We start from the raw sequence: 20,153 nt of genomic DNA on the forward strand, positions 1-20,153 counted from the left end.
ACCCTGTTTTATTTTGAAAAAATTAAAGTTTAGAATATTATTAAAAATAATAATTTTTGTACATATGGTTTTTATTTTGATAAAATATAGGTAGATATTCTAAATTAAATAGACATAAAGAAATGGGGGAGTTCTATGAGGAAGTTAAAGTTAGATGAGTTTACCGAGTACAGATTTTTGTCTGGCATCGAATTGTCGACTGATGCCAGGTACGCCTGCTTTGCAGTCCACAAAGCCAATGTTGAGGAAAATAACTATGATTCCAATCTCTGGTTATATGATTTTCAGAATAGTCAATCGATGCAGCTAACCAGCTTTAATAGGGAATCAAGCTTACTGTGGCTGGCAGATGGCAGGCACATTCTCTTTTCAAGCATACGAGAGGAAAAGGATCAAAATAGAAAGGCAGAGGGAGAGAATTTTACACAGTTTTATCGAATCAATGCAGAAGGGGGAGAAGCCCAAAAATATTTCAGCATTCCTCTAAAGGTGACTGAAATTGACGAGGCAAAGGAAGGTACCTTTGTATTTACTGCCATTGATGGACCAGGGGAAGAGGATTTAAGTATCCTAAGCCAGGAGGATCGTGCCAGGGCGCTGAAAAAACGCCAGGAGGAGCAGGATTATGAGGTGATCGATGAAATTCCTTTTTGGAGCAACGGAAAGGGTTATACCAATCAAAAAAGAAATAGAATATATACATATGATTTAAAAACTAAACAATACCAGGTGCTATCTAAGGAAAAGGATAGTGTTGTGTCCTTTAGCCTCAACAAGGAAACAAATAAAGTGGTCTATTTTACCCAGGGCTTTCAAGGGGTTTCTTCACGAACCAATGGGATTTCACTATATGATTTAGAAACGGGAAAGACCACCGAGCTGTTGAAGGAAGGTCGTTTTTCCTGTGCCTATGGCACCCTAATAAATGACAATAGATTAATTTTTATTGGAACCGAGATGAAGGACTATGGTATTAATGAAAATCGAAAATTTTATCAAATTGACCTGTCCACCAATGAAATCACCTGTATAACACCTACGCTGGATATAAGCCTCTATGGCAGTGTCGGGTCGGATTGCCGTTATGGTACCTTTAAGCCCTATCAAATTGATGGTGATTATTTATATTTTGTTAGTACCGTTAACGACAGCGCCTATTTGAACAGGATTCATTTAATGGAGGGTACGATAGAGCAGCTTACCCATGAAAAGGGGTCAGTAGATGGCTTTGCTGTCAAGGGAAAGGAAATTTTGTTTGTTGCCCTACGGGGATTAAGGCTCCAGGAGATATATCGATTGAAAGAAGGGCAAGAGATTAGGTTAACCAGCTTTAATCAATGGCTTGGTGAATCGGTTAAGCTGTCTGTTCCCCAGCCCCTTAAGGTGGAGGTCGTTTCAGGTTTTTATATTGAAGGTTGGGTAATGCTGCCTGTGGATTATGATGAATCAAAGAAATATCCTGCAATACTGGATATTCATGGGGGGCCGAAGACCGTCTATGGAGAGGTCTTCTACCACGAGATGCAATACTGGGCTAACGAGGGCTACTTTGTCTTTTTCTGCAACCCAAGGGGGAGCGACGGCAGGGGGAATGATTTTTCCGATATAAGGGGTAAATATGGTACTGTTGACTATGACGACATCATGAAATTTACCGACGAGGTCCTAAAGCAATACCCCAATATAGATGAAAGCAGGGTAGGTGTAACAGGGGGCTCCTATGGAGGCTTTATGACCAACTGGATCATCGGTCATACTGACAGATTCAAGGCAGCGGTATCCCAACGAAGCATTTCAAACTGGATTTCTAAGTTCGGTACGACAGACATCGGATTTTATTTCGTGGATGACCAGCAGGGTGCTACCCCTTGGAATAATCATGATAAGTTATGGTGGCATTCGCCGTTGAAATATGCCGATCAGGTAAAGACACCGACCCTCTTTATTCATTCCGATGAGGACTATCGATGCTGGATTACCGAAGCCTATCAAATGTTTACGGCCTTAAAGTACCACGGTGTGGATTCCAGGCTATGTATTTTCAGGGGAGAAAACCATGAGCTGAGCCGAAGCGGAAAGCCCAAGCATCGAATTCGAAGACTTGAGGAGATAACCAGCTGGTTTAACCAATATTTAAGGGAATAGAAGGAAAGGGGCAGCAAAACCTGTTATGGGTGCTGCCCCTTTATAAAGGACTACTGTTCCAGTTGAAATTGAAAGGATGACCGCTTCCATTGTCTCTGTTCATCTAAAGACGCCTCATGAAATTCAACCCTTCCCGACTTATCAATTAAAATAATGGTTTTAAACCTTGTTCCGTAATTAGGGCTATCAATATGAATACTGGAAAGCATTCGCTCCAATTCCAAGGTGGTGCCTGTATCGGGCAATGCTTCATCAGGGGCCTGTTCCGTATCAGCTAAAATAGAAAATAGCTGGTCGAGGGTGAATTCAGCGGTTATTAGCTGAGCCAGCCTGCTCTTAGCTTTGATTACCTTGGGCCAGGGGGTGTCTAAAAAGCCGTTGCTTAGGCCGTAAAGTCCAGCGGGAAGGAGACGAATTTGATCTTCTATATTGGAATAGAACCATAGCTGTGCCAGGGTTCCTACAATTAAATTGTAAGGAGCATATTCCCGTCTTTGCTGCTCGAGATTCTTTAGATAATCCAGGGAATCGGTATTACCTGCTAAAAAATCACGGGTCAGATATCCTCTCGAAAGCTTAGAAACAGATGAAAGGGAAAAATTTCGATGATTGGTGATAAAGGCCATTCGTCCCTGTCGGGTGATTCCTGTCCAGGTGCCCCCCTTTTCCAGATCAATTCCGGCTAAAATAGAGGGGTTCGATTGCCAGAAGTGGGCGGACTCGGTGGGCCTGTTTTTAAACTCATCCCGATTACCTAAAAAAATCAAGTCATACCGGGGATGTACTTTATATGCAAAAACCAATGTACACATGTTTTTCACCTCGTTAATATAGTAAAGAGCTTTGAAGTTTATTATTAAAATGGTAACATAATTTACACAAGAATAAAAAGTATTTTCTTTATTCCGCTGCTTTAAGCAAGCACTAGAGTAAAATACAGATTACATTAGATTACAGATAAGGGTGAGGAGGTTTTTTATGGAGAAAAGTGCAGCTTCGAATCTGCTTGAGGGGAGCATCTCAAGTAAATTATTTTCCATTGCATTACCCACTATGCTGGGCTTTGCCTTTCAAATGCTCTACGATCTGGTTGATATGGTTTGGATTGGCAGAATATCTGCCGATGCCGTGGCGGGGGTTACAATTTTTTCAACAATGTTTTGGATTGTCAATGTTCTAAATGAAGTGATAGGAACCAGCTCTATCTCCCTGATCTCTCAAAGCTATGGAAAGGGAGATGAGGATAGAACCAGCCTTTGTATTGAACAAACCCTTACCTTTAAGGCTCTGGTGGCTGTTATTGCCGGGGTAATTTTTTCTGTTATTTTCAAACCCCTACTGGGTTTTTTTACTCAGGAAGCAACGGTCTTTCATGCAGCCCTGGAATATGGTTACATACGAATCTTTTTTCTACCCGTTATGTTTTCCTCCTATACGGTAAACACTGCCTTTCGCTGTGTAGGGGATGCCAAAAAACCAATGATTATTATGATTATTGCTGCTGTCTTAAATATTGTACTTGATCCGATTTTAATGTTTGACGTTATTCCAGGCACAAGGATTCCAGGCTTTGGTCTGGGGGTATTTGGCGCCGCCCTGGCAACGGTTATTTCCGTTTCAGTAACCTTCCTGGTGGGCTTTGGCTTTATCTTATCTAACAAAACCAAGGTAAAGATCAATATAAAAAGACTGCTAAAGTTAAATTTTGAAATTGATAAAAAACTAATTACCATTGGCTTACCCTCGGGAGCAGAGGCGCTATCAAGGAATCTGGTGGGAATATTTACCTTGAAATTTGTTACCTTCTATGGCACCGATGCGGTAGCGGCCATGGGAATCGGCAACCGTCTCTTTAATTTCGCCTTTATGCCCCTCATCGGGCTTTCCATGGGAAGCAGTACCATTGTAGGCCAATGCTTGGGCAGTGAAAATCTTCAGCGGGCCAGAAGTACAGCCAAATATGCTTCAGCCTATGGGGTGCTCCTTATGTTTGCTTTATCAATTATAGCTTTTTTCTTTCCCTCTCAAATAATGAGTATTTTTATCACTGAGGCATCGGTAATCGAAGTGGGTATTCCCATGATGAGAATTATTATACCAAGTCTTATGATGTCCAGTGTTATGATGGGCTTGGGAAGCGTTTTTTCAGGATCAGGGTATAATGTCCCCTATTTAGTTTCAAGCGTTGCAGGAAGGTGGGGAGCCCAGATTCCACTGTTATTTTTAGTGGTCAACATTTTAAAGTACCCTGTGGAATGGGTTTGGGTAAGCTTTGGGGTATCTAACTTTGTTGAAATGATGGTGATACTAATCGCCTATAGAATAGGAAAGTGGGAGACAATGCGTGTATAAAATAACTTATCCTTTTAATTATTTTATTAAGGCAAGTAATCGTGTATAATAAATAGGATAAGCCATAACGGCAGTCTAGGAGTGATTGAATGCAGAAATTAAACTGGAAGGACAAGGTTTTTTATCGAACAATGTTGGCCATCGCCCTCCCGATTGCCCTTCAAAATCTGATTACCTCGTCTTTAAATATGATCGATACTGTAATGATTGGCAGATTGGGAGAGATTGAGATCGCCGCAGTTGGCCTTGCCAATCAATACTTCTTTATTTTTGTTTTATTACTTTTTGGCATCAATAGCGGCGCTGCCATTTTCACCTCTCAGTTTTGGGGGAAAAATGATACTGCCAATATTAAGCGAATTATAGGCATAACCTTGATAATGGGAGGATCATTAAGTGTAATCTTCGGAATTGGTGCCTTTATGGTTCCACATCGAATTCTTCAGATTTTTACCAACGATACAGAGGTAATCAACTTAGGAAGTCAATATTTAAGAATTATTTGCTTTAGCTATTTTGTAACGGCTGTGGGATTTTCCTTTTCCTTTACGGCAAGAAGCATTGGCCAGGCCAAACTGCCGATGTTTGTTAGTGCTGTTTCTGTGTTAAGTAATGCCATCTTTAATTATATTTTGATATTTGGAAAGCTAGGATTCCCCATGATGGGTGTAAGGGGGGCGGCCCTTGCCACCCTGTTGGCCAGAATTATTGAAACTACCCTGTTGCTAACTATTATCTATGGTCAGCGGATGGTCATTGGTGGAACCTTCAGAGAAATGTTTAATATTAACTTTTCCCTTTTCCGCAGATATATTAAAACCGGCCTGCCGGTAATTTTAAATGAGGGGCTTTGGTCCCTGGGAACCACCATGTATTCCATAGCCTATGCTCGAATTAGTACCGAGGCCATTGCTGCTGTACAAATAGCCAATACGGTTCAAAGCGTTTTTATGGTGGTGGCAATGGGACTGGGAAATGCCTGTGCTGTTATGATCGGTAATATTATTGGGGCTAAGGAGGAGGAGAAGGCCGTTGAATATGCCTTTAGATTTTCTGTGGTGGGGCCTGTCATTGGGATTGGCCTGGGAATAATGCTATTTCTTTCTGCCCCGTTAATTCTCAGCTTCTATAATATTTCACCTACAGTTTATGAAAATGCAAAAAACATCTTGCAGGTGATGTCCCTTTTTATCTGTGCTAAAATCTTTAACACCATTTTGGTGATCGGTATTTTACGAAGTGGCGGCGATACCACTTTTTCATTGATGTTAGAAATGTGCAGTATATGGCTATTTGGAGTGCCCATGGCCTTTTTAGGGGCACATTTTTTAAAGCTGCCGGTCTATTTGGTAGTGGCCATGGTATCCTGTGAAGAGGTGGTCAAGGCTTTATTTGGCATACCAAGGGTTTTATCTAAAAAGTGGGTAAAAAATGTAGTAGAATTTATTTAAGGTCGGCTGTTGTCATGGAAGGTTTTTGTAATTCTCAATTGACAACAGCCAAAGCCTATGGTAGAATATAATTTGTATTTCGGTACTAACTGCTAAAAGGGAGTAGCTGCAGCAAGCTGCGGATAGTGTCAACATACTGACCTCGGGTCTGGTGCTATCCACTTTAGAATGATCTAAAGGAGCGAGACTTTTACGTTGAGTAAGCCAAAACAGGTTTACTGAACATAAAGGTTTCGCTTTTTTTATTTTATAAAATGATTTCAAAGGAGGAGTAAGGAGACATGTTATATGAAATAATAAGGGGCTTTTTCTTTATATTTATGGCAGAAATGGGCGATAAAACTCAGCTTTTAGCCATGGCCTTTGCTGCGAAATATCCGTTAAAAAAAGTATTGGTGGGGGTTTTGATTGGTTCCCTGCTGAATCATGGTATTGCAGTGGTTTTAGGAAACTATCTGACCCAATTCATACCCATTGATGCCATTCAATTGATTGCTGCCATTGCCTTTATCGTTTTTGGGCTGTGGACATTGAAAATTGAAGAGGAAGAGGAAGAAAACGCAACGAACAGAGGTTTTGGGCCTATTATGACGGTGGCCATGGCCTTTTTTATAGGTGAATTGGGGGACAAGACCCAACTAACCGCCATTACCCTGTCTACCAGCGCCAATTATCCTCTTTGCATTTTGTTAGGGACAGTTACGGGAATGGTCTTTACCAGTGCCATTGGAATTATAATTGGCAGCCGTTTAGGAAAGCGGATTCCGGAAATTGCCTTAAAGCTTGGTGCTGCCATGATATTTCTCATTTTCGGTGTAATGGGATTAAAGGATACAATTCCTGCCCAATACATAAACTACTATTCAGTTACGATATTTTTTGTGTTTTTAATTTTAATAGTGGCAGTTTTAGTCAATAGAGCCCTTGGTATTTCCAGAAGGAAGGAGACTCCCTATAAAAGAGCGGCCTCACAATTATATATTAATACCCAAAGAATTACCCGATCCCTTGATAATATTACCTTTAGCAACATCGAGGATAAGGCATGTCTTAAGGCCCAAGGCGCCATTGAGCTTCTAAAAAGGCTGTTACAGGAAGCCCACGCTAAAGAGGCCTATTTAGTGGAAGGGGAATGGGAAATTCCCTGTTGCCAAATTAATAAGCAGGAGATTACAGGATTAAAGGAAAGTCTGGTTGAGACCCTTGAAGTCTGTTTACAGTGCAGCGACCACCAGCAAAATTGTGTAGGTAATCAAACAAGGAAAATATTAGAAAATATGGTCTTTGGTGAAAATCTTCCGTATGAAGGGAATCGAGGAAAATATTATAATGAAATTAAGAAAAGAGATCCCAATTTCTTTACCGATTTAGAGGTCAATTCATTAAAATAATTTTCACTGCCCTTGTATAATTCTTAAGAAATCGGTATGATAATATAAGCACCAGGCTGCCGATAGATAAATTTGTTAAAAAGGAGAGGTGACTGGATGAATAAGCGAAAAGAGGACACCCGTGTTGTTATTGGTATGTCGGGGGGAGTGGACTCCTCGGTGGCCGCCCTTTTATTGAAGGAGCAGGGCTACGATGTCGTTGGAATTTTTATGAAAAATTGGGATGAGGCCGATGAGTTTGGATATTGTACAGCCTCAGAAGACTATGAGGATGTGATCAAGGTCTGTAATCAAATCGGGATTCCCTACTATACAGTGAATTTTGAAAAGGAATACTGGGACAAGGTATTTACCTATTTTTTAGAGGAATATAAAAGGGGCAGAACACCTAATCCTGATGTCATGTGTAATAAGGAAATTAAGTTTAAAGCCTTTCTTGACCATGCCATGACCCTGGGGGCCGATTACCTGGCAACAGGCCATTACGCCCAGGTGGACTATCATCAAGGGAGCTATCGTCTTTTAAGGGGTGTTGATTCCAACAAAGATCAGACCTATTTTTTAAATGCCCTCAATCAATATCAGCTATCTAAAGCCATGTTCCCCATTGGACATTTACCGAAGTCAAAGGTAAGGGAAATTGCCCAGGCCCATCAGCTGGCGACGGCTCAGAAAAAGGATAGTACTGGTATCTGTTTTATTGGAGAAAGAAATTTTAAAGAGTTTTTAAGCCATTATTTACCTGCCCAACCCGGCGAGATTCAGACCCTTGACGGTGAAGTAAAGGGAAGACATGACGGGTTAATGTATTATACCCTTGGTCAGCGAAAGGGCTTGGGGGTCGGCGGATCTGGAAGCGGTGAACCCTGGTTTGTTGCTGGCAAGGATCTTGAGAAAAACATACTATATATTGTACAGGGAGATAAACATCCGGCCCTGTTTTCCAAGGGACTGCTGGCTACAGATGTAAGCTGGGTTGCAGGAAAGGCACCGGCGTCTACCTTTACCTGTACGGCAAAATTCCGATACCGACAAAAAGATAATGGTGTGACTGTTCATGTCACGTCCGACACCACCTGCAGAGTGGTCTTTGAGCAGCCCCAAAGCGCCATCACCCCCGGTCAGGCAGTGGTCTTTTATGATGGTGAAGTTTGTCTGGGGGGCGGTATTATTGATAAGCCACTAAAAGACTAACATAATATAAAAAAACTAATATTAATGTAGCAAGTTCCTTGCCAGGTTAAGGAATTTGCAAAAAATAACATATTATGTTATAATAGAAAAGTCAATTTAATAAAATTAATCTATGTGAAGTATTTATGGTTAATAAGGGAAAGGGCTGAGCTGTTATATGTTTAGGCGGATAATAGTGAGACCCTTGTAAGAGCCAAAACCCATAAAGAAAAACAGTTATGAGATGGGATTCCCACGGGTCCAGAGGGGTCAGTGGTAGGCTATCATTTTATGGTGGCTTAAGATGAGTCTTTTAAGGCGAAATCTGGGTACTCTTCCTCACCCGAGGAAGCGTGCCCTTTTTTATTAATTTAATGTAAGGGAGGAATTGATGGAATTAAACAGAAAAGGAGGAATAGAGGATGGAACTAAGAAAATTAATAGATCAATGTAAGCATGAGGATATTTTGGTTGATGAACCAAATAAACGGGTTATTTTCTATCAATATGATGAAAATCATTTGGAAAAGCATTTAAAGGAAATAGAAAGCCTTGAAAAGGTCCACAATATTGAAAAGGTCAGTGTCTATGGTACCGAAGGGAAAATTGCCATGCTTGAGGAAATGGATTTAACCCTGGAAGGGAAAATCGATGGCTTTTTCAATGGTGAGGATGCCTATATTTATTCTCAATTTATTAATCCTGAAAGGAGTATCAGCCCTTTAAGAGAAAAACAAGAGGCAATTATTCAATCAGCCCAAAACAAGTATGAGGGAGAAATGACCTTCCAGCTTCCTGAAGGTTTTGAATTGAGAAATGCAGAAAAAGGTGATGTCATGGAAATGGCCAGGGTATATGCTGAGGTCTTTCAAAGCTACCCAACACCCATGAATGAGCCGGCCTATATTAAAAAGGTGATAGACCAGGAAACCTTATTTTCCCTTGTAACCTACGACGATCAAATTGTAAGCATTGCATCGGCTGATATTAACCCTAAATACAATAATGCCGAGATTACCGATTGTGCAACCCTGCCCCACTATCGTGGAAAGGGCTTGTTAAGCTATATTATCAATCATTTGGAAAAGCGCCTCAATAAGAAGCAGGTGCCTAATCTGTTTTCCTTAACAAGAGCGAAATCTGCTGGAATGAACCATGTGATAGCTAAACATGACTATGAATATCGAGGTACCCTGGTACAAAATTGTCATATATCAGGGGGCTTTGAAGACATGAATATCTGGGTAAAAAACCTGTCTTAATAACAAAATATCCTTCCTTACACCCTGTTTCCTACTGGAGGCAGGGTTTTTTTTATGTTAATACTTGACATTATCATAAATATGTTTATAATATAATTAAGTTTATAATATAAACTGAAAGGAGTGTTTGTAAATGAAGGATTCAAATAAAAAGAGCCAAGAAATTATTCAAGACCTGCTCTATATTAAGCAAGCCATTTCAAAAAACAGTAACATCTTTAAATTTATATCTCTGACAGAGACCCTAAGGACGGTATATCTCTTTAGTGGCATTGCCATTATATCATTGGCAGGATTATTTTATTATGTTATTCAAGCCTATGGAGCCTATGAAGCTGTTCCCGTTAAGGTTAAAGGGGTTCTCTATGGCGCGGTGATTTTGTTAATAGGTGGAATATTCTGCTTAAAAATCAGAAATATAATTATAGCTTTCAAAAAAAATCAGAGTAATATGACACTGATTCGGCTGCTGCGAGAGGTTTATACCCTTCAGTCGGCATTGGTAATTGTTCCCTTTGTCCTTTCGGCCATAATGGTGTCTGGCTTTTTCTATAGCCAGGGCCTGGGAAACCTGATTGTTCCCTTTTTAGGAATCTTTCTTGGGCTTCTGTGCTTTGGAGTCATTAATATTTTCCATATAAAAGAGCTGGGTCTCCTTGGAGGCTGGTTTGTCGTTACAGGCTTTTTACTGATGATGGTCTTTACTGGTCTGCATCCACTAATAGGAACCATTGTTTGCTTCGGAATGGGATTATTGATGATGTACGGGGCAAGTTTTATTTTGGCGGGTTCTAAAGGGGAGTGAGGAAGCAGATGAAGTTTGAAATCGATAAAGTGATCCATGAAAGGGTTAGATTACTAATACTAACCTATCTAGCCAGCCATCAGGAAAAAAAGGTGCCCTTTAATGAGATCAAGGAGGGACTAGAGCTAACTGCCGGGAACCTATCGGTTCAGCTGAGAAATTTAGAAGAGGCAGGCTATATAAAAATCCACAAAAGAATTAAAAATAATAAGTCAGAGACTAAGGTGGCTTTAACGCTAGAGGGCTTGAACCGTCTTAATGAATATCTTGCTGAAATGGAGGGCTTGATTAGAGCTGTAAAGCAGAGGCAGGGGGATTAAAAAAAGGGAGGGAAAGCAATGATTAGAGTGGAAAACCTATACCATGACTATACGGGGAAGGGAAACTATGCTGTAAAAGATATTTCCTTTGAGATCGGCAAGGGGGAAATATTCGGCTTTCTTGGCCCCAGCGGGGCTGGTAAAAGCACTGTTCAAAATATTATGACCGGGTTATTGAAGCTGCAAAGGGGAAAGGTACTTTATGGGGGAAAATCCATTCAAGGGCTAAGAAGGGAGTTTTATAATCAAATAGGTGTTTCCTTTGAGCATCCTAATCTTTATGGAAAGCTAACGGGATATGAAAATCTTAAATATTATGGGGGACTATTTCAAACCGATACCCTTGACCCGATGCTGCTCTTAGAACAGGTGGGCCTGAAGGAGGCTGCCAATAAAAAAGCTGAGGCCTATTCAAAGGGAATGAAGCAAAGGCTGGTATTTGCCAGGGCACTTATCAATAATCCAAGCATCTTATTTTTAGATGAACCCACCTCAGGTCTTGATCCCACTACAGCCGACAGAATTAAAGATATAATTTTAGAAAAGCAGCAGCAGGGCTGTACTATTTTTTTAACCACCCACAATATGCTTGTGGCGGAAACCCTGTGTAATCAGGTGGCCTTCTTAAATGAAGGAAGGATTGCTGCCCTGGATTCACCAAAAAGTCTGAAGCTGCAATACGGAGAGAAGGCTGTAAGGGTAGAATATGTCAGCCAGGGAGCCTTGAAGGAAGGAATGTTTTTTTTAGAAAATAAAGCAGATCGCCAAGCCCTAAATCATGTTATCAATACGGAAAAAATCCAAACCATCCATTCCTTAGAGGCCAGTCTGGAGCAAATATTTATAAAATTAACGGGAAGGAAGTTGACGCCATGAAGACTTTAATTAATTTATATAAAAAAGACATGGCGGTAATCCTTCGAAATGCCCTTCTGTGGGTCTTAATGGGTACGCTGTTCATCATGGTTGGTTTTGTAAGGTTCCTGTTGCCGGAAAATTTCAGTCAAGAAAAGATCCAGTACCTGTACGATGAAAGTCAGGAAAAAGTCCTGGAAAAAAGCCTGAAGGGTCTTAATAACGACTATATAGAGGTGGTTCCTTCTATAACAGCCCTATATGAAGCCCTTGACAATGACAAAAAGGGCCTGGGAATCATCTTCCATGGAACCTTAGAGGAGCCTGACTTTACAGTGGTCCATCGGAATCAAATCAGTATTGAAAATGAAAGTGTTGTAAATGCTGCCCTGGAAAATTTAGTAGAATCCCTTCGGGAAACAACAGCAGAAGGGGCTTTTGAAATAAACTATTTGAGGAAACCTGGAAGGGTAGTCCCCAGAAGGTTGACGGCAATCCCCCCATTGCTAACCTTTGAGGTGCTCATTTTAGGATTTTTAATGGTTGCAGTATTGGTATTTCAGGAAAAAAACGAGGGGAGTCTCAGGGCCTACCGGGTAAGCCCTGGAGGCACAGCTCTTTATATCCTTTCAAAGAATTTAGTGTTTATTACAATGTCGCTGGTATATGGGTTTTCCTTAATATTGTTAACTGTTGGCCCTTCCATCAATCTGGTGCCCCTGGCCCTGCTGATGATTTTAGGTGTTGGCTTTTACACACTCCTTGGCTTAATCGTAGCTGTTTTCTTTAATAATATTTCCGATTGGTTTTTTGTAGGGTTGGGGATATTAACCGTAAATATTCTCCCATCCATCTCCTACGGTTTTCCGTCCTTTTCTCCAAGATTCATTACTCTCATACCATCTTATCCAATTATGTATGCCTTCAGTGAATTACTTTTTCCAACAGGGCGCTCTATTATATCGTCAATACAGCTTTTAATTGCCGGAAATTTGTTAGCCTTCGGGCTATGCCATTGGTTGGTTAGTACAAGACTAATGAAGGAGGGAAGGGCATGAAGGGAATTGTTAGCTTAATGAAGCAGGATATGACCAGGGCCTTTAGAGATAATTTAATGATATATTTAATTATCGCCCCCCTATTGCTGGCCCTGGGAATGAGGTTTTTATTGCCTTCGGTGGAGGATGCCGGCATGACCTTTGCTGTTGAGGAAAAGGTTGATATGGCCCTGCAAGGGCGGCTTCAGGCTTATGGAAGGGTTGAGGTCTATGAAGGCTACGAAGCCCTTACGAAACGAGTGGAGGCTGTAGATTCAGTACCGGGTCTAATGCAGAAGGAAGGTCACTATATTCTGATGCTGGAGGGGGATGAACCCCCAGAGCTTACCAATGTTTATTTAAGTATCTTTCAAGCAGTCATTGAGAATCGTGAATCTTTCAAAGTGGAGCATCAGTACCTGGAGGAAAAAAGTTATTTTATACTGGAGCTGTTTACCATATCCATGATGATGCTGGCCAGTCTATTTGGTGGGATTGTCTCTGGCTTTAATATTGTCTCTGACCGGGAATCGAAGGTGATTAGAGCTATTAATGCCTCACCTGTTACGGCAATTCAATATATTGCTGCCAAGGGTATCATTGCCCTTGGCATTGGAATACTACTAACCATTGGCAGCAGCTTAATTATGGTGGGAAAGGGAATTAGCTATTTACACTTAACCATATCAACTCTTTCGGCCTATGGCATTAGTCTAATTATTTTGTTGCTGATTGGATCCTTTGCAGAAAATCAAATAAGTGCCATAGCGGTTATTAAGCTGCTCATGCCAATATATTTAGCCGTACCCATCATATCTGTTTTTGTAAAGGAACAATTACAATTTTTATTTTATTTGTTTCCTAACTATTGGCAATTCCAAACATTAGGACATCTCTTTTTAACCGGGCAACCATATCATCATTTTTATCTGTCCCTGGTATTGACCCTGTTAACGGGTACTGTTTTTATGCTGCTATTGGCAAAGTATGCTAGGAAAAAGCTTCAATTGGTATAATCCTTGTATTTTTTAACGGAGTATGGACATTTTATGTAATGGGACAAATGAGTGGTAAATTCAATTAAGCTATAGTATGATTAATAATGAAGTCTTTACTCGATACATTGAAAAAAATATGAATGAGGAAAGGAAGATGTTAATGAGTAGACAAAATCCCATAGTGACCATCACCATGGAAAATGGAAATCAGATGAAGGCAGAGCTGTTTCCGGATATTGCCCCTAATACAGTCAATAATTTTATATCATTAGTCAATAAAGGCTTTTATAATGGCGTTATTTTCCATAGAGTGATTCCGGGCTTTATGATACAGGGGGGTGATCCCCAAGGAATTGGCATTGGAGGCCCTGGGTATAGTATTAAGGGTGAATTTACTGCCAATGGCGTTAAGAATGATTTAAAGCATACAAAGGGAGTACTTTCCATGGCAAGATCTCAGCATCCTGATTCAGCAGGCTCACAATTTTTTATTATGGTAGCCGATGCACCTCACCTGGATGGTCAATATGCAGCCTTTGGAAAGGTGATCGAGGGAATTGATGAGGCCGACAGAATTGTGTCTGTTAAGCGTGACTTTAGAGATAAGCCGGAGGAGGACCAAAGAATAAAGGAAGTTACCGTTGAAACCTTTGGTATTGCCTATGTAGAACCGGAAAAATGCTAACTATATTAGCGAAATTGAAATACATGACCAACAATTGAGAAGTACTTATTTAAGATAAGGCCCTTGTGGATCAAACACAGGGTCTTTTTTAAATGGATTAATTAAATTCATTAAACTTACCTTCACAAATTCTTACCTAGTGCATAATATGTACTGCAACAGGAAGGAGGGACAGTATATATGCAATTAGTTTTGAAAAAAAAATATAGAAACGTCGAACAAGAAGCTTCAGTAAAGGAAGTGGAGGAAAAAAATATGTCAAAACCATCTTGCAATAATTGTCCACAGCTGTCTGGTACAATTCTTAGAATTAATATTCCAGCAGGTGCTGTTATTAATTTGCTAAATCTTATTGAAATAACCTCCCCTAGTGGTATTTGTCTTATCATAAGACTGCCATTTTTGGGCGGGTTAGGTTTATCTGGCGGAACAAAGATTGCTGGTATGTTGGCTGAGGCAATTGAAAAGGCCGGAGGAACAATAGAAATCGAAGAAAAATAAAAATTCAGGTGGTTCTAAATGAACCACCTTTACCTATATAAAATGATGTAAAGGAAAAACCATAACAACAATTATATTTGGAGTAGATTTTGATGTTATAATAGTAATAAGTTATAAAAAAATTCATCTACAAGGAGTGATGGAAATGGATAGGGTATTGAAGCGATTTTTACGATATGTACAATTTGATACTCAGTCTGACCCTGGTTCAGAAGCCTGCCCCAGTACTGAAGGACAATTTAAATTTGGTGAAGCCCTGGTAAGGGAGCTTCAAGAATTAGGTTTAGCTGATGCTGCCATTGACAAAAATGGTTATATTATGGCTACACTGCCGGCCAATGTGGACAGGCAGGTACCGACCCTGGGTTTCATTGCCCATATGGATACGAGCCCCGACATGTCGGGGAAAAATGTGAAGCCTCAGTTAATTGAGAATTATGATGGGGGAGATATTGTATTAAATGTTGAAAGGAATATTGTTCTTTCGCCAGATGATTTTCCAGATTTAAAGGAATATATCGGTGAAACCCTGGTGACAACAGATGGAACGACTCTATTGGGGGCCGATAATAAGGCTGGAATTGCAGAGATCATCACTGCAGTTGAATATCTGCTGGCTCATCCTGAAATTAAGCACGGAACGGTTAAGCTGGGTTTTACTCCCGATGAAGAAATTGGTCGGGGAGCCGATTTATTTAATGTAGAAAAATTTGGTGCCCAATGGGCCTATACCGTAGACGGTGGACCGATGGGGGAATTGGAATATGAAAACTTCAATGCCGCAGGGGTCAAGATTATTGTTAAAGGTAGAAATGTCCATCCAGGTTCGGCAAAGGATAAAATGATCAATTCGTTATTAATTGCCATGGAGCTGAATCAACTGTTGCCCTTCCACGAGAGGCCAGAGCATACAGAGGGCTATGGAGGCTTTTTTCATCTGAATAACCTGAAGGGCGATGTGGAAGAGACCGAAATGCAATATATTATTCGGGATCATGATCGAACTAAATTTGAAAAGAAAAAGCAGCTAATGAACCAGGTGGTTGAGCTGATGAATTTTAAATATGGAGAAGGAACCGTAACCCTTTCCATGAAGGATCAATATTACAATATGCGGGAAAAAATTGAACCAGTGATGGAAATTATTGACCGGGCCAGGGCAGCCATGGAAGCAGTGGGGGTAAGGCCGTTAATTAAGCCCATCAGAGGAGGAACCGATGGTGCAAGGCTTTCCTATATGAATTTACCCTGCCCCAATATTTTTACAGGAGGCCATAATTTCCATGGAAAGTATGAATACATACCCGTAGGCTCCATGAAGAAGGCTGTTGAAGTAATTGTTAAGTTAATTTCAGATATGATGGAATAGTGAAATAGATTTAAAAAAGGATATCGTACGAAGCGATATCCTTTTTTTCTATTCTGTTTTGATAGCCTCCAGGGCGCTTAGCTTCATAGCCCTTCTTGCAGGGTAGAAGCCTGACAATAGACCAATAACCGTACTGAAACAGATACTAGCCAATGCCAGCCAGAGGGGGATAATGGATATTCGGGTTCCTGGCATACCCATACCTAGAATAGATACATTTGCTCTGTTCAATAGAAAAGAAGCAGAATAACTCATGCCAATACCCAATATACCACCGCTGAAGCCAATGATACCGGCCTCCAGTAAAAAGAGTTTTCGAATATCGTTTAATGCGGCACCAATTACCTTCATAATACCGATCTCCCGAGTCCGTTCATAGATAGACATAATCATTGTGTTGGTAATGCCTAGGGCTGCCACCAATAAGGAAACAGCGCCGATTCCGCCTAAGACTGCCTGTAGGGTAGAGGCGGTTTCCTGCATCGACTCCAGCATATCATTTAAGCTGTAGGCATTATAGCCCATTTCTTTAATTTGGTCCTGAATCCTTTGTACATCGTCAATTTTTTCAACCTTCACCATAATTTGCTCGTAGCCCTCTTTACTATTTCCGTTGTTATTCTGACCTCGGCTATTTCTTTTATTTTCGTCAATTAATTTTTTCAATTGGGGTAAGGCCATATAGGCATAGTAATCATTTTCATAATTTCCTGACTCTAATAATCCGACACCACTAACCTTATATACCTTTGGAGGCTTGGAATTAGATGAAGAGGAACCAGGGGAACGACGTTCCCCATAGCTCATATCAAAGGTCAGCTCTAGCCGATCCTCCAAAACATTGACCTTAGGTTCACTTGATTCACTACCACCATAATATCGGCGGCCTGTTTCCTTTGGATTATAAAATTCATGGGGAATGTAGCTGCCAAAAACAAGATTCAAGGTGTCATCTGAATTGAGCAGCCTTCCCTCGGTAACCTTAAAATCAAAGGCCTCCATGGTCTCGGGAAGTATTCCTTTAACAGGTAAATAGGTCACATAACGTCCCGAAACCATTTTCATATAGGTTTGCATTATTGGTGTTACTGCTTGAACCCCTTTAATGGCTGAAAAGTTAGCTACGGCTTGATCATCAAGGTTTGGGGACTCACCGCTCCTTGAAGAAGGGCTGGGGCTGTCACCATAATAATCAAAGGAAGGGTTCACAGTAATGACGTGAAGATTTCCCATTTGGCTAACCTGCTCCTTAAAGCCCTCAGTCATTCCAAAGCCTAGGGAAACCATAATAACGATAGAAGCTGTACCAATAATTACTCCCAGTATCGTTAAAAAGGTTCTCAGCTTTCTTCGCCAAAGGTTCTTAAAGCCCATACTTACTAGATCAATAGACCTCATCTTCAGCCATACCTTTCTTTTTCTTTATTCGTTTCCAGGCGAAAAATCCGCCGCCGCCCAGTGCAAGAAGAATAATGATTCCCCAAAAAATCTTACTCTTAAGGACCTTTTTAAAGAAAGATTGTTCAGGTTCCATGGGAGGAAATTCATCCATGGGGAATTCATCCTGGGGCATTTCAATTACATTAGAGGAAATGGGCTTTCTAATCTCTACGGTATCTCCCGCTGAATCTTCATAAGAGAAGATTACTTCCCCCTCTAGGGGACCCGGCATGTTGGGTATAATTGTTGCTTCAAAGTAATCACTTTGTCCTGTTTCAAAATTTCCTACGAAATAAGAACCATTTTGCACCTCAAAGTTTCCTTCAACCTTTACCATCAAATTACTAAGGGTTACCTTCCCCATATTGTAGAATTCTGTAAAGAGGAACATCGGCTGTCCCATAAAGGATTCAGATGGTAAAGAAAAATCACTGACCTCCAGCCTGGATTGTTGTACTACGGGTATACCAATTAACTCTGTAGCTTTATATTCCTCTCCATCTTGATCTTCATATTCAAAATTAGCAGTGATGGTATAGGTCTTTGGTTGCGCATCGGGTACTGCATAAAAGGTTAAAAATTCATCAACTCGGCCCTTGGGCGGTATGTAATCAATATAAAAGGTGTTACTGCTATTTACAGGTGTAAAGACGTTGTCGTTTTTTTCCGTATTCTCGATGGCGGTTAAAAAGATCTTAACATTTTCAACTGCCTTGGTTTGGTGTGTATTTAAAAAAGAAAGCGCTAGATCGAAATTTTGGCCAGCCCGAACAATCTGGGGCTGAAAGCTATATTCATCAATAATAATCTTAGGTGTGGTATTGCCGCCACCAGAGTCAACATTAATTCCCACATACTGTTGAATGGTTTCACGGGTTTCTTCTGACCCTTGGTCGTACTCTACCTTAATCAGCAGCGGGTGGTTTTGTTTAGATGCATCTGAGGAAACATAAAAATAAAATTGCTGATTACTGGTTTCCTTAGCAGCCAGTGAAGGAATGATACGGATATTCTGGCTCTTTGGCAACAGGGCCTCTTGTCCATCCACTGATACCTTGACATTTCTTGCAGTGGTTTCCCCCTGGTTAGTAAGGTCAAAGCTTACCAAAAAGGAATCATTGGGTCCAAGTCCTCCATTAGGTGCATCAATGCTTTTGATTTCCAGTTGGGGGCCACGACCCAGCTCGTCTCCAACAGTTAGAAAAAATAATTGCTCCTCGGTATATTCATTTCCTGCCTGGTCTTGATAATTTAGCTTTAGGGTAAGATTATGGTTACCATTTGTCAGCCTGGAAGAGGCATGTAAATTAAATACGGCATATACCTCGCTGCCTCCGCGGATTTCCTTAAAGAATTGACTGTTGCCCCCATTGACAACCGTAAAGCCATTGCTTTCCAATCCATCCAGCGCCAGGGTTACGTTTTTGGCCAATAAATTACCGTTATTCTCCATGTACAAGACTACCTCGACAGGCTCACCAGAATGAATCTGTTTGGGGGTAGTCTCCAATCGACTTAAAAGCAGCTTAGGCTTTGTCTTTGAATTGGTGACGGTAATGTAGATGGTTTCGGTTCCAGTATGGGTACCACCATTAGAATCTACAAAATCAAATTTGAACTTTAATGCATGGGTTTTTGCCTGGGCATTATCGCTTATTTTTAATTTAAAGTTCAAGTTGGTTGATTTATTTCCAGATAAATTATTAATAGTACGCTTTAGATTGGCAGCCTCTAATACGAATGGATCTCCCTCGGTTTCTTCAAATTGTGGTGTCACCACAATATTACGGGCAGAATATCTACTGTTATTCTTCAAAGTCAGCTTTAAATCTAAGGTTTTACCGGCATCTACTGTTGGGATGGTCACACCGTCAAACATTAATACAGGTACAGGATTACTTGGTGTTTCCTTTCCTGAATTATCCTTGTCAGACCTTTCTGAGTAGAGGTCATAAACAATGGCAGAATCATTATGAGGCTTTGATCCTTCTGAATCAGTATAGGTCAATACATAATCAAAATATTTGCTGTCGCCTCGGTAGACCAGCTCTACCCAAACGGAAAATTCAGCTCCATCCTTAACCGAAGTATCTGATACTATACTATCCTGAAGACGGAAAGCACTTGTACTTGACTTGATCGAATTTTTTTCCTCTAATTTAATATCGCTACCGGTATTGTTGACAAAATCTAATTTTAAATAAAATCGGTCGCCGTCATATATTGTTTTGTCAGTATATCGGGTAGATTTAAGACCACTTACTTGATTAGCCGGATAAGAAGTTATCCCCCCCGACCCAAAGCTAAAGCTAAGCCCCTGCGGCAATAATAAAATACAAATTAGTAAAAACGTTAAAAATCGCTTCACT

At 40.5% G+C, this 20,153-nt stretch carries 17 protein-coding genes; 14 read left to right on the forward strand and 3 right to left on the reverse strand.

The features are described from left to right. Positions 1-135: 135 nt before the first annotated feature. Positions 136-2,145 carry a S9 family peptidase gene (locus ACYQ1I_RS13630; RefSeq protein WP_459766222.1) on the forward strand — a complete coding sequence of 670 codons (2,010 nt, stop codon included), beginning with the start codon at positions 136-138 and terminating at the stop codon, positions 2,143-2,145. A 50-nt stretch (positions 2,146-2,195) separates the two neighbouring features. On the opposite strand, the gene ACYQ1I_RS13635 is transcribed toward ACYQ1I_RS13630, so the two are convergent. Beyond that, the gene (locus ACYQ1I_RS13635; RefSeq protein WP_459766224.1) at positions 2,196-2,957 is read right to left on the reverse strand and encodes an NRDE family protein; all 762 of its coding nucleotides are present in this window, start codon (positions 2,955-2,957) and stop codon (positions 2,196-2,198) included. A 166-nt stretch (positions 2,958-3,123) separates the two neighbouring features. Here ACYQ1I_RS13635 and ACYQ1I_RS13640 point away from each other — a divergent pair, with 166 nt between their 5' ends. The 13 genes from ACYQ1I_RS13640 to pepT all read left to right on the forward strand — a co-directional run bounded on the left by ACYQ1I_RS13640 (position 3,124) and on the right by pepT (position 16,344). Then, on the forward strand, positions 3,124-4,497 hold the full coding sequence (locus ACYQ1I_RS13640) for an MATE family efflux transporter (protein ID WP_459766226.1): 1,374 nt from the start codon (positions 3,124-3,126) through the stop codon (positions 4,495-4,497). An 89-nt stretch (positions 4,498-4,586) separates the two neighbouring features. After that, a complete protein-coding gene (locus ACYQ1I_RS13645) occupies positions 4,587-5,948 on the forward strand; it encodes an MATE family efflux transporter (RefSeq protein ID WP_459766228.1) in 1,362 nt (453 codons plus the stop codon). 281 nt (positions 5,949-6,229) lie between these two features. Beyond that, the gene (locus ACYQ1I_RS13650) at positions 6,230-7,339 is read left to right on the forward strand and encodes a TMEM165/GDT1 family protein (RefSeq protein ID WP_459766230.1); all 1,110 of its coding nucleotides are present in this window, start codon (positions 6,230-6,232) and stop codon (positions 7,337-7,339) included. Positions 7,340-7,435: 96 nt separating this feature from the next. Beyond that, positions 7,436-8,533 carry a tRNA 2-thiouridine(34) synthase MnmA gene (gene mnmA / locus ACYQ1I_RS13655; RefSeq protein ID WP_459766232.1) on the forward strand — a complete coding sequence of 366 codons (1,098 nt, stop codon included), beginning with the start codon at positions 7,436-7,438 and terminating at the stop codon, positions 8,531-8,533. A gap of 401 nt (positions 8,534-8,934) precedes the next feature. Beyond that, positions 8,935-9,774, forward strand: a complete 840-nt coding sequence (gene ablB / locus ACYQ1I_RS13660) for a putative beta-lysine N-acetyltransferase (RefSeq protein ID WP_459766234.1) — start codon at positions 8,935-8,937, stop codon at positions 9,772-9,774. A 133-nt stretch (positions 9,775-9,907) separates the two neighbouring features. Further along, complete coding sequence (locus ACYQ1I_RS13665; protein ID WP_459766236.1) at positions 9,908-10,579, forward strand: hypothetical protein; 672 nt, start codon at positions 9,908-9,910, stop codon at positions 10,577-10,579. 8 nt (positions 10,580-10,587) lie between these two features. Next, complete coding sequence (locus tag ACYQ1I_RS13670) at positions 10,588-10,899, forward strand: transcriptional regulator (protein ID WP_459766238.1); 312 nt, start codon at positions 10,588-10,590, stop codon at positions 10,897-10,899. Between the two features lie 18 nt (positions 10,900-10,917). Next, positions 10,918-11,775 (forward strand): ABC transporter ATP-binding protein, encoded by an 858-nt coding sequence (locus ACYQ1I_RS13675; RefSeq protein ID WP_459766239.1) that lies wholly within the window; start codon positions 10,918-10,920, stop codon positions 11,773-11,775. Next, positions 11,772-12,812 (forward strand): ABC transporter permease, encoded by a 1,041-nt coding sequence (locus ACYQ1I_RS13680; RefSeq protein ID WP_459766241.1) that lies wholly within the window; start codon positions 11,772-11,774, stop codon positions 12,810-12,812. The genes ACYQ1I_RS13675 and ACYQ1I_RS13680 overlap by 4 nt, the downstream gene beginning before the upstream one ends. Next, on the forward strand, positions 12,809-13,807 hold the full coding sequence (locus tag ACYQ1I_RS13685) for an ABC transporter permease (RefSeq protein WP_459766243.1): 999 nt from the start codon (positions 12,809-12,811) through the stop codon (positions 13,805-13,807). Before ACYQ1I_RS13680 ends, ACYQ1I_RS13685 begins: the two co-directional genes overlap by 4 nt. Positions 13,808-13,949: 142 nt before the next feature. Beyond that, a complete protein-coding gene (locus ACYQ1I_RS13690) occupies positions 13,950-14,474 on the forward strand; it encodes a peptidylprolyl isomerase (RefSeq protein WP_459766245.1) in 525 nt (174 codons plus the stop codon). 180 nt (positions 14,475-14,654) lie between these two features. Further along, positions 14,655-14,975 (forward strand): hypothetical protein, encoded by a 321-nt coding sequence (locus ACYQ1I_RS13695; RefSeq protein ID WP_459766247.1) that lies wholly within the window; start codon positions 14,655-14,657, stop codon positions 14,973-14,975. Between the two features lie 145 nt (positions 14,976-15,120). Then, the gene (gene pepT / locus ACYQ1I_RS13700) at positions 15,121-16,344 is read left to right on the forward strand and encodes a peptidase T (protein ID WP_459766249.1); all 1,224 of its coding nucleotides are present in this window, start codon (positions 15,121-15,123) and stop codon (positions 16,342-16,344) included. Positions 16,345-16,392: 48 nt separating this feature from the next. On the opposite strand, the gene ACYQ1I_RS13705 is transcribed toward pepT, so the two are convergent. Both ACYQ1I_RS13705 and ACYQ1I_RS13710 read right to left on the reverse strand, forming a co-directional pair. Next, positions 16,393-17,718, reverse strand: a complete 1,326-nt coding sequence (locus ACYQ1I_RS13705) for an ABC transporter permease (RefSeq protein ID WP_459766251.1) — start codon at positions 17,716-17,718, stop codon at positions 16,393-16,395. Between the two features lie 10 nt (positions 17,719-17,728). After that, complete coding sequence (locus ACYQ1I_RS13710; protein WP_459766253.1) at positions 17,729-20,152, reverse strand: COG1361 S-layer family protein; 2,424 nt, start codon at positions 20,150-20,152, stop codon at positions 17,729-17,731. Position 20,153 lies beyond the last annotated feature (1 nt).

This window comes from Alkaliphilus crotonatoxidans, assembly GCF_054658015.1.

Excerpts from the sequence above, each read along its gene's own strand:
- ACYQ1I_RS13630 (WP_459766222.1), top strand. The coding sequence starts at position 136 with ATGAGGAAGTTAAAGTTAGATGAGTTTACCGAGTACAGATTTTTGTCT.
- ACYQ1I_RS13635 (WP_459766224.1), bottom strand. The coding sequence starts at position 2,957 with ATGTGTACATTGGTTTTTGCATATAAAGTACATCCCCGGTATGACTTG.
- ACYQ1I_RS13640 (WP_459766226.1), top strand. The coding sequence starts at position 3,124 with ATGGAGAAAAGTGCAGCTTCGAATCTGCTTGAGGGGAGCATCTCAAGT.
- ACYQ1I_RS13645 (WP_459766228.1), top strand. The coding sequence starts at position 4,587 with ATGCAGAAATTAAACTGGAAGGACAAGGTTTTTTATCGAACAATGTTG.
- ACYQ1I_RS13650 (WP_459766230.1), top strand. The coding sequence starts at position 6,230 with ATGTTATATGAAATAATAAGGGGCTTTTTCTTTATATTTATGGCAGAA.
- mnmA (WP_459766232.1), top strand. The coding sequence starts at position 7,436 with ATGAATAAGCGAAAAGAGGACACCCGTGTTGTTATTGGTATGTCGGGG.
- ablB (WP_459766234.1), top strand. The coding sequence starts at position 8,935 with ATGGAACTAAGAAAATTAATAGATCAATGTAAGCATGAGGATATTTTG.
- ACYQ1I_RS13665 (WP_459766236.1), top strand. The coding sequence starts at position 9,908 with ATGAAGGATTCAAATAAAAAGAGCCAAGAAATTATTCAAGACCTGCTC.
- ACYQ1I_RS13670 (WP_459766238.1), top strand. The coding sequence starts at position 10,588 with ATGAAGTTTGAAATCGATAAAGTGATCCATGAAAGGGTTAGATTACTA.
- ACYQ1I_RS13675 (WP_459766239.1), top strand. The coding sequence starts at position 10,918 with ATGATTAGAGTGGAAAACCTATACCATGACTATACGGGGAAGGGAAAC.
- ACYQ1I_RS13680 (WP_459766241.1), top strand. The coding sequence starts at position 11,772 with ATGAAGACTTTAATTAATTTATATAAAAAAGACATGGCGGTAATCCTT.
- ACYQ1I_RS13685 (WP_459766243.1), top strand. The coding sequence starts at position 12,809 with ATGAAGGGAATTGTTAGCTTAATGAAGCAGGATATGACCAGGGCCTTT.
- ACYQ1I_RS13690 (WP_459766245.1), top strand. The coding sequence starts at position 13,950 with ATGAGTAGACAAAATCCCATAGTGACCATCACCATGGAAAATGGAAAT.
- ACYQ1I_RS13695 (WP_459766247.1), top strand. The coding sequence starts at position 14,655 with ATGCAATTAGTTTTGAAAAAAAAATATAGAAACGTCGAACAAGAAGCT.
- pepT (WP_459766249.1), top strand. The coding sequence starts at position 15,121 with ATGGATAGGGTATTGAAGCGATTTTTACGATATGTACAATTTGATACT.
- ACYQ1I_RS13705 (WP_459766251.1), bottom strand. The coding sequence starts at position 17,718 with ATGGGCTTTAAGAACCTTTGGCGAAGAAAGCTGAGAACCTTTTTAACG.